The organism is Streptomyces sp. NPDC051963 (genome assembly GCF_044593495.1).
Taxonomy (GTDB): domain Bacteria; phylum Actinomycetota; class Actinomycetes; order Streptomycetales; family Streptomycetaceae; genus Streptomyces.
Map to the genome: position 1 here is coordinate 73,332 of NZ_JBIUCC010000003.1, position 13,129 is coordinate 86,460.

Annotated in this window: 11 protein-coding genes; 1 reads left to right on the plus strand and 10 read right to left on the minus strand. The window is 68.9% G+C overall.

All coding sequences use genetic code 11. The annotated features are described in order from the left end of the window. The first annotated feature begins 21 nt into the window (after positions 1 to 21). Positions 22 to 996 carry an NAD(P)-dependent alcohol dehydrogenase gene (locus ACIHFB_RS12915; RefSeq protein ID WP_400126798.1) on the plus strand — a complete coding sequence of 325 codons (975 nt, stop codon included), beginning with the start codon at positions 22 to 24 and terminating at the stop codon, positions 994 to 996. A 6-nt stretch (positions 997 to 1,002) separates the two neighbouring features. On the opposite strand, the gene ACIHFB_RS12920 is transcribed toward ACIHFB_RS12915, so the two are convergent. The 10 genes from ACIHFB_RS12920 to ACIHFB_RS12965 form a co-directional block, all read right to left on the minus strand. Further along, positions 1,003 to 1,368, minus strand: coding sequence for a cupin domain-containing protein (locus ACIHFB_RS12920; protein WP_365279807.1), 366 nt, complete (start codon positions 1,366 to 1,368; stop codon positions 1,003 to 1,005). Between the two features lie 126 nt (positions 1,369 to 1,494). Beyond that, positions 1,495 to 2,469, minus strand: a complete 975-nt coding sequence (locus tag ACIHFB_RS12925) for a threo-3-hydroxy-L-aspartate ammonia-lyase (RefSeq protein ID WP_400126799.1) — start codon at positions 2,467 to 2,469, stop codon at positions 1,495 to 1,497. After that, positions 2,466 to 3,161 (minus strand): transcriptional regulator, encoded by a 696-nt coding sequence (locus tag ACIHFB_RS12930; RefSeq protein ID WP_400126800.1) that lies wholly within the window; start codon positions 3,159 to 3,161, stop codon positions 2,466 to 2,468. Before ACIHFB_RS12930 ends, ACIHFB_RS12925 begins: the two co-directional genes overlap by 4 nt. A gap of 57 nt (positions 3,162 to 3,218) precedes the next feature. Next, positions 3,219 to 4,619 (minus strand): glycoside hydrolase family 43 protein, encoded by a 1,401-nt coding sequence (locus ACIHFB_RS12935; protein WP_365279816.1) that lies wholly within the window; start codon positions 4,617 to 4,619, stop codon positions 3,219 to 3,221. A gap of 182 nt (positions 4,620 to 4,801) precedes the next feature. Then, on the minus strand, positions 4,802 to 6,079 hold the full coding sequence (locus ACIHFB_RS12940; RefSeq protein ID WP_400126801.1) for an amidohydrolase family protein: 1,278 nt from the start codon (positions 6,077 to 6,079) through the stop codon (positions 4,802 to 4,804). Then, positions 6,076 to 7,563: an amidase gene (locus ACIHFB_RS12945; RefSeq protein ID WP_365279822.1), complete on the minus strand. Its 1,488-nt coding sequence runs from the start codon at positions 7,561 to 7,563 to the stop codon at positions 6,076 to 6,078. Before ACIHFB_RS12945 ends, ACIHFB_RS12940 begins: the two co-directional genes overlap by 4 nt. After that, positions 7,560 to 9,419, minus strand: a complete 1,860-nt coding sequence (locus tag ACIHFB_RS12950; RefSeq protein ID WP_400126802.1) for a dipeptide ABC transporter ATP-binding protein — start codon at positions 9,417 to 9,419, stop codon at positions 7,560 to 7,562. The genes ACIHFB_RS12945 and ACIHFB_RS12950 overlap by 4 nt, the downstream gene beginning before the upstream one ends. A gap of 10 nt (positions 9,420 to 9,429) precedes the next feature. Beyond that, positions 9,430 to 11,046 carry an ABC transporter substrate-binding protein gene (locus tag ACIHFB_RS12955; RefSeq protein ID WP_365279828.1) on the minus strand — a complete coding sequence of 539 codons (1,617 nt, stop codon included), beginning with the start codon at positions 11,044 to 11,046 and terminating at the stop codon, positions 9,430 to 9,432. Between the two features lie 70 nt (positions 11,047 to 11,116). Next, positions 11,117 to 12,028 carry an ABC transporter permease gene (locus tag ACIHFB_RS12960; RefSeq protein ID WP_365279831.1) on the minus strand — a complete coding sequence of 304 codons (912 nt, stop codon included), beginning with the start codon at positions 12,026 to 12,028 and terminating at the stop codon, positions 11,117 to 11,119. Next, positions 12,025 to 12,999 (minus strand): ABC transporter permease, encoded by a 975-nt coding sequence (locus ACIHFB_RS12965; RefSeq protein WP_365279834.1) that lies wholly within the window; start codon positions 12,997 to 12,999, stop codon positions 12,025 to 12,027. Before ACIHFB_RS12965 ends, ACIHFB_RS12960 begins: the two co-directional genes overlap by 4 nt. Between the last annotated feature and the right edge of the window lie 130 nt (positions 13,000 to 13,129).

Below are 13,129 nucleotides of genomic sequence, written 5' to 3' on the forward strand. Positions count from 1 at the left end.
GGAATGACAGAGGGGGAATCCATGAAGGCTTGGATCCAGGACCGGTACTGCTCGGCGGACGAGCTGGAGCTCAGGGACGTCGACCGGCCGGCGCCGGGCGCCGACCAGGTGCTCGTACGGGTGCACGCGGCGTCCGTCAACGCCAAGGACTGGCACCTCATGCACGGCGACCCGAAACTGATGCGCATGTCCATGGGGCTCCGCGGCCCCAAGGCGAAGATCCGCGGCAATGACTTCGCGGGCCGGATCGAGGCCGTCGGCAGCGCGGTCAAGGGACTGCACGTGGGCGACGAGGTGTTCGGCGAGACCGACGGAACCTTCGCCGAGTACGCGTGCGCCCGGGCCGGCGCCGTGGCCCGGAAACCGGCCGGCGTCACCTTCGAGCAGGCGGCCGCCATCCCCGTGGCGGGGTGCACCGCACTGATGGGCCTCCGTGATGTGGCCCGGGTGCGATCCGGACAGAAGATCCTGATCAACGGCGCGTCCGGCGGCGTCGGCACGTTCGCGGTGCAGCTCGCGAAGGTCTACGGCCTGGACGTCACCGCGGTCTGCCGGACCCGCAACGTGGACATGGTCCGCTCTCTGGGAGCGGACCATGTCGTCGACTACAGCCAGGAGGACTTCACCCGGAGCGAGCACCCGTACGACGTGGTGCTCGACCTGGTCGGCAACAAGTCCCTCAGCGAGTTCCGGCGCGTACTGACCCCCACCGGCACGCTGGTGCTGTCCGGCGGAGGGACCTACAACGGCGGCACCTTCTTCGGGCCGATGAGTCTGTTCTTTCAGGGGCGTGCGGTCAGCAGGTTCATTCAGCACCGTGTGCTCGAACTCCCGGCAGTGGTCACCACGGAGTACCTGACGGCCCTGGGCGAGCTGGCCGAGTCCGGAAAGGTCGTCCCGGCCATCGACCGCACGTACCCGTTCGCCGAGACACGGGAGGCGATCCGGTACCTCGAGGTGGAGCACGCACGCGCCAAGGTCGTCATCACGGTGTGAGAGCTGCTACGCGTCCTTGGCCTTGGCGTACTCCTGCGCCATGCCTCCCGCGAAGTCGTACGCGATGACCTGTTCGTCGCCCACGACCCAGGCGTCGTGTCCCGGCGGGCACACGAAGACGTCGCCGGGTCCTACCTCGCTCTCGGCTCCGTCGTCCATGCGGATGCGCAAACGGCCCGCGACGATATAGCCGTTGTGGTGGATCTGGCAGCTTTCGGTCCCGGCTATCGGCGCTATGGACTCCGACCAGCGCCAGCCGGGCTCGAAGGTCGCCACGGCGAAGTCGAGTCCGGTCATGTGAACGGTTTCCAGATGACCTCGGGGGAAGTCCCTCCGCTCGTCCGGCTTGTCGAGCGTCTTGATCTCGAGCATGACGCTCCTCCTTTCCGGCCGCACCGCGGCCGGGGCCGGTCTCCGTCTCCGGGCGGCCACACGCGGCACCGGCGGTGACCGTGCCCCATCCCTCCATCGTCCTCCCGAAGGGCTCAGGCCACCAGGTCAGTCAGCGCCGCCGCAGAGCTGTGCGAAGCGTTCGGTGTCGATGTTGCCGCCGGAGACGATCACGCCGACCCGGCGTGGGAGGGTGCCCGTCCGGCCGGTGAGCAGGGCGGCCAGCCCGGTGGCGCCGCTGGGCTCGACGACGATCTTCAGCCGTTCGAAGGCGAACCGCATCGCGTCCCTGATTTCGTCGTCGCCGACCAGCGCGATCTCGTCGACCAGCCGTCGGTTCACGGAGAAGGTGAGCTCTCCGGGCGTGTCCAGGGCCTGTCCGTCGGCGATGGTGCGGGGCACCGGGATCGCGATGCGCCGGCCCGCCTCCAGGGACCGCTTGGTGTCGTCCCCGGTCTCCGGCTCGACGCCGATCATCCGGGTGCCCGGGTGCAGGCCCTTGGCGGCCGTCGCGCTGCCGGCCATGAGCCCGCCGCCGCCGACCGGTGTGACCAGCGCGTCCAACTCCCCCACTTCTTCGAGGAGTTCAAGGGCGACGGTGCCCTGTCCGGCGATGACGTCCGGATGGTCGTACGGCGGGATGAGGGCGAGGCCCCGCTCGGCGGCCAGGGCTTCGCCGAGGGCGATGCGGTCGCCGGTGTAGCGGTCGTACGTCACGATCTCGGCGCCGTATCCGGCGGTGGCGTCCCTCTTGGAGCGCGGGGCGTCCTCCGGCATGAGGATCACCGCGGTGGTGCCGAGTTCACGGGCGGCGAGGGCGACGGCCTGGGCGTGGTTGCCGGAGGAGTAGGCGGCGATGCCCCGGGCGAGCTGCTCGGGGGCGAGCCGGGAGGCCGCGTTGTAGGCGCCGCGGAACTTGAAGGCGCCGACGCGCTGGAAGTTCTCGCATTTGAGGAACACCTCGGCGCCGACGAGTGCGTCCAGGGTCCGTGAGCGCAGCACCGGGGTGCGGTGCGCGACCGACTTGAGCCGGGCCGCGGCATCGCGGATCGCGTCGAGGGTGACCGGCGGGTTGGTGGTCACGCGTGTCCTCCATCGGGGTGCGGGGCGGCCTCGGGCTCGGTCGAGGCCCGGGCCTGGGAGAGGTAGTTGTACGCGGAGGCACGGGAGATGCCGAGCCGGGCGGCGACCTGCTCGATCGCACGCCGGACGGCGAACACACCGCGGTCGTCCAGGCTGCGGAAGAGTTCCAGGCGCCGGGCCCGGTCGAGCCCCGCCCAGCTGCGGTTCTGCCGGAGCTGGTGGGCGTCGAGGATGGCGTCGACGACGGAGTCGATGTCGTTGCCGAACGTGATGACGGGTACCTCGCCCACGTCGGCCCCGATTCCGGCGAGCGCACCGAGCAGCGACTGGGCGTCCTGCACCGCGGTGACGTCCAGGTTGACGCACAGGGCGCCGAACACCGCGCCCGTGGAGTCCCGCAACACCATCGTCGACGCCTTGACCAGCTTGCCGGTGTCGGTGCGGGTGACGTAGTTCAGCTCGTCGCGCGCCGCGTCGCCGTGGGCGAGGACTCGCATGCCGATCTCGCTCATCGCCCCGCCCACCGCACGTCCGGTCACCGAACCGGCCACGGCGACCACCGACTCCTCCGAGCGCCGGTAGTCGTGGAGCACCACCTCGCACACCGGGCCGAACGTCGCCGCGATCCCGTCGACGACGGGCACCAGCGCGGCGACGATCGCGTCCCTCTCCGCATCCAGGCTTGGCTTCACACTTCTAGACTAGCAGTCCAATCTCTGTACTCACAGTCCAAGTCACAGTCCAAGTCCTCAGTATCCGACGTAGAACGTCGCGTCCTGCTGCTCCGTGGCGGTGGAGACGGGATCGATGCGCAGCGCGTAGTCCGCGTGCCGGATGTAGCGCGTCGGGTTGTTGTACGACCTGAACGACGACCAGGAGGAGTCGGCGAGCCCCGCCGTCCGGTAGAAGGTGGCGTCGGCGGCGAACGCGGAGGTGCCGTCGTTCTCGTCCAGCCTCAGGTTGTAGTTGTAGTGGCGCAGATGGCGGGCCGGGTAGTTGACCGACTGGAAGGAGACCCCCGCCGAGTCGGCGAGGCCAGGCACGAGCTTCCACTGCGAGTCGGGATACGGGTCGAAGGGGTACGCGTCGATCCGGCCCACGAAACCGCTGTGCCGGACGTAACGGGCCGGGTAGTTGTACGACTTCAGCCGGTTCCAGGCGGGGGCGCCCCAGGCCGTCACCAGATTGCCGTACTGGGCCGAGGTGATCGACTGGATGCCGCAGTGCTTGGAGTTGAGCGGCTGGGTGTAGCGGCGCTGGTCCAGCGCCGTCCAGGTGCCGGCGGCCAGGTTCGTGGTCTGCCAGGCGTAGAAGACACCGTTCGGCGTGTAGGTGTCGCCCCAGAGGTACCAGGTGTTGGAGGTCAGGGACTTCACCACGGTCGGGGCCTCGGTGCCGCCGTGCGCGACGGGCGTGCTGAAGACCGTGAAGCTGCCGGGGTCGAGCGAGGTGGATCTGGCGCCGACGAGGGTCTGGTCCCGCTTGAAGTACAGGTAGTTGACGCCGTTCACGCCCACGGTCAGGTTCCCGTCGATGACGTCGTAGCCGGGGTCGAAGAAGACCTGCGGGTTCTCCGTCGTCCGGAAGTCGGCGGTGTAGCTCACCATGATCACGTTGTGGCCGCTGCTGTTCACCGACGAGTACAGGATCCCGTACCGACCGCGTGCGGCATCCCAGAAGACCTCCGGGGCCCAGCTGTGCGTGCCCGTCATGTCGTGCAGCTTCAGCAGGCGGTAGCCGGTGAAGGACCTGAGATCGACCGAGTCCCAGACATGGATGTACACACTCGTGCGGGACCAGTCGGTGCCCTTGAGGTCGGTCGCCAGCACGACGAAGGTGCCGTCCTGCTTGCGCAGCACGAAGGGGTCGCGCAGCCCGCCGGCGCCACCGGTCGGTGTGACCACGGGGTTGTTCTGGTTCAGCGGCATCCACTGAAGGCCGTCGGTGCTGACGGCGAGATGCAGCCCGTAGTTGGCCTCGAGCATGGTCGTGGACTCGGTGAAGTAGCACATGACGTACGCCGAGTCGGCCGCGTGGGCCGAGCCGGCGCCGACGGTCAGCGTTCCGGTCACGGCCAGCGGCACGGTCGCCGCCATGCCGAGGAACGTCCGGCGCGAGGGGCGGGGGCCGGGCTGGGCACTGGTGCTCATCTACCCTCCAAGAGGTCACCGATTTCCGAAATATCGAACGCAGTTCGGTGAATCGGTCAGAAGGTAGAGGCGTGGTGACATGGCGTCAATTGTTCTGTCAGGTCTTGCTGATTCCTGTGAGAACAGTCGGGCCGAGTGAGTCACCGAAGCAGCCGTGCGAGGAGAACGCCACTCTCTCTTCGTCACACCACCTTCGCTACGGCGGCCTCAGTCAGCGTGCGCTTGGCCAGGCGGCCTTCCTGCATGACCAGCACCACGTTCGCCGGATCACCGAGCACATCGATGTCGGCGACCGGATCGCCGTCGCACACGACGAGGTCGGCGGTCTTTCCCGGTTCGACCGTGCCGAGAGTCTCGTCCAACCCCATCAGCTGAGCGGCGTTCAGCGTCCCGGCGCGGATGACGTCCAGCGGCGACATGCCCAGTTTCACCATGTGGCCGAGCTCTTCGAGGTTCCGGGCGTGCGGGACGGCTCCCGCGTCGGTGCCGAGGGCCACCTTGACTCCGCGCCGGACCGCCTCGCTCAGCCGCTCGATGGCAGCGTCGGCCATACGCATCTTCTTCTCGTACGCCTCGGCTGTGTAGCGTTCCCGGCCCATATGGAAGGTCGACAGGGTCGGTACGACGAACGCGCCCTTCTCCAGCATGAGATCGATGCCCTCGTCGTCGATGAGATAGCCGTGCTCGATGCTGGACACGCCACCACGCAGGGCGTTCTTGATGCCCTGTGCGCCCTGTGCGTGCGCGGCGACCGGCCGGCCCCGATGGCGTCGTGTCTCGTCCACGACCGCCGCGATCTCCTCGACGGTCAGGCCCTCGTCCTCGGGCTGGTCGCTCGGGCTGTTCACGCCTCCCGTCGCGCAGATCTTGATGACGTCGGCACCGTCGTGGAGCAACCGCCGCGTTGCCAGCCGAACCTGGACCGGGTCGTCCGCCAGTTCGCTGAAGGGCTCGGGAAGGGCCGCCGACGGGTCGAACCCGCTCGGCAGACTGAAGTCGGCGTGTCCGCCGGTGTGACTCATCAGCCTCACCGCGACATGCAGCCGGGGCCCTTCGATGAGGCCCTGCGCCACAGCGTCCCGATAGCCGGCGTCGATGCCGCCGAGGTCCCGCGCGGTCGTGATTCCGGCATACAGCGTCTCGCGCATGCGGCGCGCCCGCTCGAAGATGGTGACCGTCGGCCGGTTGGTCAGCAGCCTCCCCCTGAAATCGGCGTTGCTGTCCATGAGGAAATGCACATGGCAGTCGAAGAAACCCGGCAGGAGCGTACGTCCGCCGAGATCGATGACCGTCCCGCCGTCGGGCGACGGTGCCGAGGTCTCAGGACCGACATAGGTGAACCTGCCGTTCTCCACGACCACGGCCGTCGACTCGACGGGGGCCGCGCCGGTTCCGTCGATGAGGCGAGCGTTGGTGAACACGGTAGGGTCCGCGGATCGATGTGCGCGGTTCTCGGTCATTTCCCACTCCTGTCCCGCGACAGGCGCGGTGTCGCAACGTCCGGTCCATCCCCTGCCTCGTCCGCGAACACCGGCGGGCGCAGCGAGGCCCAGGGACGCTCCGCCTCCAGCTGTGCCGCCACGGAGACCAGCAGGTCCTCCCGCCCGTAGGCCGCCGCGAGCTGGATTCCGATGGGCTCGCCCGACTCGGTCAGCGTCGCGGGCACCGCGATCGCGGGCTGCCCGGTCGTGTTGAACGGCGCGGTGAAGGTGAGCACGTCCACCGACTTCCGTAGGCCGTCGGCTTCCTGCCACGGCCAGCGCACCGGCTTCGGCGGTGTGGCGAACACCGGGCTCAGCAGCAGGTCGTACTCCTGCCACCAGTCCGCCATGGCGGCCCGCAGCCGCTCCTGCCAGACAAAGGCGTCGGCGAGCTCCAGTCCCGTGATCTCCCGCCCACGCCGCAGCCAGAACCTGGTCACGGCGTCGAGGTCGTCCGGTCCTGGCCGCTCACCGAGTTCCGCGCTCAGCGCCTCGACGGTCTGGACCGCGGTGACACTGAGCGCGTCGAAGAACGCCTTCAGGCACATCGGATCCAGCATCGGTTCGGGATGGGCCTCCTCGACCTCGTGTCCGAGCCGCTCAAGTATCCGGGCGGTGTCCAGCACCGCCTCCCCTACGGGCTTCGCGAGCTGCGGAGCGTCGTCGGGCGTTCGGGCGAGGACACCGATCCGGAGCCGTCCCGGATCACGACCGACCATCCCGGCCAGGCCGCCCGGGGGAAGAGGGGCGGGGCCGCCCCGGTCGCCGGGCGCACCACCGCTGACCGCGTCGAGCACCGCCGCGGTGTCCCGCACGGTCCGGGTGATCACCGCCGGGACGCTGTGTCCCCATCTGTTGGCCTTGCCCGGGCCCGCGCTGATCCGCCCGAGGCTCGGCTTCAGGCCGACCAGATGGCAGAACGCGGCCGGCATCCGGATCGAACCGCCACCGTCGCCTCCCTGCGCCACCGGCACCATGCCCGCGGCGACCGACGCCGACGCGCCGCCCGACGAACCGCCGGACGTCAGGTCCGTACGCCACGGATTGCGCGTGACGCCGTGGACGCCGCTCTCGCTGACCGAGAGCAGGCCGAACTCCGGCGTCGAGGTCTGGCCGACGACCACGAAGCCGGCCTCTCTGAGCCGTCGGTTGATGACAGCGTCCTCCGTGGCGACGCGGCGGTGCCGGGCCACCCACGCGGACCCGTAGTTCGCCGGGTCGCCCTCGCTGTCGTTGAGCGCCTTCACCAGCGTGGGCACACCCGCGAAGGGGGCGTCCTCGCGGATGCGCCCCGCCTCGGCGAGTGCCTGCTCGTACCGTCGGTGAGTGATGGCGTTGATCTGTGGATCGGTCGCTTCGATGCGCTCGATGGCGGCCTCGACCAGTTCCCTCGGTGACGCCTCACCCCGCCGGACCAGGTCCGCCTGGGCCACTGCGTCCATGGCGGCCAGGGCCCTCGTCATTCACGTACCTCCTCTACGTCGGCGGGGAAGTGACAGGCCACGGCGTGCCCCGCCCGCACGGTGGACAGGTCCGGAACCTCCGCCCAGCAACGGGACTCGGCATGGGAACACCGGGAGGCGAACGCGCACCCCTGAGCGTCTGCCCGCTGCTCGCGCGCAGCCTCGTCCGACGGGCTCGTCGCGTCCGGTTCGGGCCGGTCGCGTGGATCGGGCGACGGAACGGCGTCGAGCAGCGCCCTGGTGTACCAGTGCGCCGGTGAGGCGAAGAGCGCTTCCGCTTCCGCGACCTCCACGACACGACCCGCGTACATCACCACCACCCGGTCCGAGACGGCCTGGACCACCGCGAGGTCGTGGGAGATGAAGACGTAGGTCAACTCCTCTGCCTGCTGGATCGTGAGCAGCAGATCCAGCACCTGTGCCTGCACGGAGACGTCCAGCGCCGAGGTCGGCTCGTCGAGGACCACGACCTCCGGCCGGGCGGCGATCGCTCGGGCGATGGCGATGCGCTGCTTCTGGCCGCCGGAGAACTCGTGCGGCAGCCTGTCCGCGGCCTCCGGCGGCAGGCCGACCTCGGCCAGCACCTCGTCTATCCGCAGGCGGGCCTCACCGCCCGTCACACCGCTCGTGGCCAGTGGCTCGCGCACCGAAGTCGCCACCCGTAGCTTCGGGTTGAGCGAACCCGCCGGATGCTGGAACACCATCTGCACGGCACGCCGGAAGGCCTTGAGCCGTTTGCCCCGGAGTCCGCCGAAGTCGGTGCCGTCCTTCTCCAGCCGGCCCGAGGTCGGCCGGTCCAGCCGGACCAGCATCTTGGCGAGGGTGCTCTTGCCCGAGCCGGACTCGCCTACGACGCCCAGTACTTCACCCCTTCCGACCTGAAGGGAGACGTCGCTGAGCGCGTGCACGGTATGGCCGTCCGAGCGGAAACTGCGGCTCAGCCCGTCCACCGCGAAGAGTGCGGAGCCGTCCGAATCGGCGGTACCGTCCAGCCCCTTCGCGGACTCGGGCCGGACCCGCTTGCCCACCGTGGGCACCGAACCGAGCAGCATCTTCGTGTACTCCGAAGCCGGGCGCAGCAGCACCTCCTCCGCTGCGCCGGTCTCGACGATCTCGCCGTCCCTCATGACCGCCACGCGGTCCGCGGTCTGGGCGATCACGCCGATGTCGTGCGAGATCAGCAGGATCGCGACGCCGAACTCGTCGCGGATCGTCCGGAGCAGCCGCAGGATCTCGGCCTGCACCGTGACGTCCAGCGCGGTCGTCGGTTCGTCGGCCAGGAGCAGCCGTGGCTCGCCGGCCAGGGCGAGCGCCATGGCCACGCGCTGGCGCAGTCCGCCGGAGAGCTGGTGCGGGTACTGGCGTGCCCTGCGCTCCGGTTCCGGCACCCGTACCCGGCGCAGCAGTTCGACCACCGCCTGCCGCCGTGCGTCTCCCTTCAGCCCGCGGTGACGTGTCAGCACCTCACCGATCTGCCTGCCCACCCGCATGCTCGGGTCCAGGGCCCCCATGGCGTCCTGGAAGACCATCGCGACGTCGCTGCCGCGCAGTCGCGTGAGCGCCTTGTCGTCCGCGGCCGACAGGTCGGTGCCGCACACCTCGAACAGTTCGGCGGTCACCTGTGCCTGCTTCGGCAGCAGTCCGAGGCAGGCCATCGCGACGGAGGTCTTGCCGCTCCCGCTCTCGCCGATCAGGCCGACGATCTCCCCGGCCCGCACGGTCAGGTCGACGCCGCGGACGCTGGCCGGTGCCGTTCCGTACCGGACATAGAAGTCACGGAATCGCAGGACGGCTTCAGCGCGGGACTCGTCGTCCTTCTCCGTCTTCCCCGTACCGTCCACCACTGTGGCGTTCATCGTCGCTCCGTCATGCGATCCACGCGTCCTTGAAGAACATGCGCGTACTGGATGCCTCGGTCTCGAAGCCCGCCAGCTTGCTCGACCAGACGTCGTACACCGTGGGTGCGGCATACGGGACGAGCATGTACGTCTTCTCCGCCACGTACCGGTTCAGCTCCTGGTACATCCCGCTGCGGTCCTTGTCACTGTCGGCCTTGGCGATGGCGTCCGACATCCGCTGCCAGAGCTCCGGGTCGTCGACCTTGGTCGTCTTCCCGTTCTTCTCGAACCACAGGCTCAGGTATTGACTCGCGTCGGCGTTGAGCGAGGACGTCAGCTGCATCATGTCGGCGTTCCAGTTGCCCGACAGCAGGTTGCTGACCAGCTGCTCGAAGGGGATCTGGGCGATGTCCACCGTCACGCCGATCTTCGACAGCTGTTCCTTGATGAGCTGTGCGGTGGCGAGCTTGTCCGGCCGGTTCGACCGGATCGCCAGCTTGAGCTTCACGGGTCCCGCACCCGAATCGGCGAGGAGCTGCTTCGCCTTGGCCGGGTCGTACTGGGTGTTGGGCAGGTCTGTCTTCTCGCCGGACAGGATCGGGTCTCCGGCCGGGATGACCCCGGAGGCGACACCGGCTCCCTGCGCCCCGATGCTGATCAGCTGCTTACGGTCGATGCCGAGACTGATCGCCTGCCGCACCTTGTCGTTGGCCAGCGGCCCGTCCAGGGTGTTCAGGCCGAGCCAGTAGGCGCCGACGTCGTATCCGTCGCCCACGTTGAACTTGCGCTTCTTGAGCGAGGCCGCGTTCTTCGGCAGGGTGACCTGGATGCTGTCCACGGTCCCCGACTGCAGGGCCTGCACCCTGGTGGCCTCGTCGGGTATGACCCGGTACTCGATCTGGTCGATGTACGGCTTCGGCTTGTCCCAGTAACCGTCGAACCGAACGGTCTTGATGAGGGAGCCTTCCCGGAACTCCGCGAGCTTGTATGGGCCCGTGCCGTTCTCCTGCGTCTTGAGGGCGTTGGCCGAATGGGACTTGACCCACTTCTCGCTGACGATGCCGGCGCTCCACGGCTGGGCGAGCAGGTGCAGCAGGGACGACTGCGGCTGCGCCAGCGTCACCACGACCTTGTCCGCGCTCGGGGCGGTCACGTCCTTGAACTTGTAGAGCGCCGCGTACGGCGAGTGCACCGTGGGATCGGTGATCCGCTTGAGGCTGAACGCGACGTCACTCGCCTTGACGGCTTGGCCGTCGTGGAACGTGACACCGGGGCGCAGCGTGAACTCATAGCTGGTCGGCGTCGCCTGCTTCCACGAGGCCGCCAGGGCCGGCTTCAGAGTGCTGCCGTCGGGTCCCAGTGAGAGGAGGCCCTCGTAGAACTGTGCGGCCATGCGCTTCGCGTCGAAGGCCTGGGCCAGGATGGGATCCAGACCGCTGAGCGGCTGGCTCTCGTCACCGACGACGAGGGTGCCACCGCGGTGCGGCTTGCCGCCTCCCGTACCGGACTGCGTCTGCCCGCCGCCCCCGCAGCCGGAGAGCGCCATCGACGCGGCGGTGATCGCCGCCAGGGTGAGGGCCAGTTTCCTGACCGGTTTCAGTGATCTGAGCGATCTGGGTGATGTCGGCGAGATCGGTGAGGACATGGTGAGGCCGCCTTCTTTCGGGCGTGGGGCAGGGACGGTTGACCGCTGGTTCTGTGCCGTGCGGCTGGGGTCAGACGACGGAGCGGCGGGAGATCGCGAAGCCCTCGCCGATGAGTCCCCAGGCGACGGAGGACAGGAGCAGGGCTCCGCCTGCGCCGAGGACCAGCCATGGGGAGTCCGTCAGGTAGTTCTGCGCCTCGGCGATCATCCGGCCCCAGCTGGGGGTCGGCGGCTGAACTCCGAGGCCGAGGTAGCTGAGCGCCGACTCCAGCAGGATGACGATGGCTGCCGAGTTGGCGAGTTGGACCATCATCAGAGGAAGCACGTTGGGGAGCAGATGCTTCAGGACGATCATGAAGGACGGCACTCCGGAGATCCGCGCGGAGAGCACGAACTCCAGCTCGCGGACTTCGAGGCAGCGCGCCCTCACGATCCGGGCGAAGTGCGGTAGCGACACGAACGACAGCACCGCGATCAGGGTCGTCGTCGAGGGCGAGAAGACGGTCACCGCGGCGAGCCCGAGCAGGAGCGAGGGGAACGACAGCATCAGGTCGACCCCGCCCATCAGCAAGGTGTCCAGCCACCGTCCGCCGACGCCCGCCGCGAACCCGACGGCCGAGCCGGCCACCAGCGCCAGCACCGAACCTGCCAGCGCGATCGACAGCGAGGTGCGCCCGGCGACGCACAGCCGGACGAAGTAGTCCCGGCCCAGGTCGTCCGTGCCCAGCCAGTGGGTCCCGTTGGGAGCCGCGAAGGGCGCTCCGGCCACCTCGTTCGCGGTGAACGGCCGGATCAGGGGCGCCACGTATGCCATGGCGACCAGCACGACCAGGATGCCGAGACCGACGGCGACCCCGGCGCTCGGCCGGAACCTCCGCCGCCGCGGGCGAACGGCGGATCCCTCGACGGCGTCCAAAGCGTCCACGGCGTCGACTGCGTTGGGCGCGTCGGATGTGTTGGACAGCACCGGCGACTCACTCATCGTGATTCACCTACCTTGGGGTCGATCAGACGGTGGATCAGGTCCACGGCGAGGTTCATCACGATGTAGGTCAGGCCGAGCAGCAGGATGCAGGCCTGGGTGACGGCGTAGTCCTTCTGGAGCAGCGAGTTGACGGTGAGCTGGCCGATGCCCGGGATCGCGAAGACGTTCTCGATCAGGATGGAATTGCCGACCAGTCCTGCCAGTTGCAGTCCGGCCACCGTGACCACCGGTCCCGACGCGTTCCGCACACCGTGCCGGAGCGTCGCCTGCCGGCGCGTCGCCCCGGTCGCCAAAGCGGTGCGCATGTAGTCCTGTTCATAGACCTCGATCATCGAGGCGCGCATGAACCGGCACAGTGTCGAACCGAGAGGAAGCCCCAGGGCGAGCGCGGGGAGGACGATGGCTTGCAGGTTGCGCACCGGGTCGTCCGAGAAGGGCACGAAGCCGACGGCCGGCCAGGTCGGGACGACGTACGAGGCCGCGAGTATCAGGCAGAGACCGAAGACGAACACCGGCGTGGCCAGCCCGAGGAAGGCCGATCCACGGGCCAGCCGGTCGACGAGCCGGCCCTGGCGAAGGGCCGCGAGCACGCCGGCGGGCACACCCCACAGAACCGACACCACCGTGGCGGCCAGGGCGAGTTGCAACGTGTTCGGCAGTCGCTGCTTGATGAGGTCGAGGACCGGCAGGCCGTTGTAGACCGACTGACCGAAGTCCCCGTGGAACAGCCTGCCGAGCCACAACAGGTACTGCTCCGTCACTGAACGGTTGAGCCCGAGATCCTCCGTCAGCCGTGCCCGGGTCGCCGCGTCGGAGTACGGCCCGGCCAGGACGTCCGCCGGGTTTCCCGGCAGCAGCCGGACAAGTCCGAACGCGACGATCGACAGCACCAACAGGACGGCGAGCCCTCGAAGGACCCTTCGGGCGATGAACGGAATCAGGGGCGGCAGGCTCGTTGCCCGCCTCATCAGTCCCGCACCCGTGAGAGGGCGGCTGGTTGGGCCGAGTCCGGTGATGTGCTGCAATCCCAAAACCTCCCGGTTGGGATCGGATCCGTACTGAGTACGGTGGTTGGTGAGCGGTACCCTGCCCATTCCG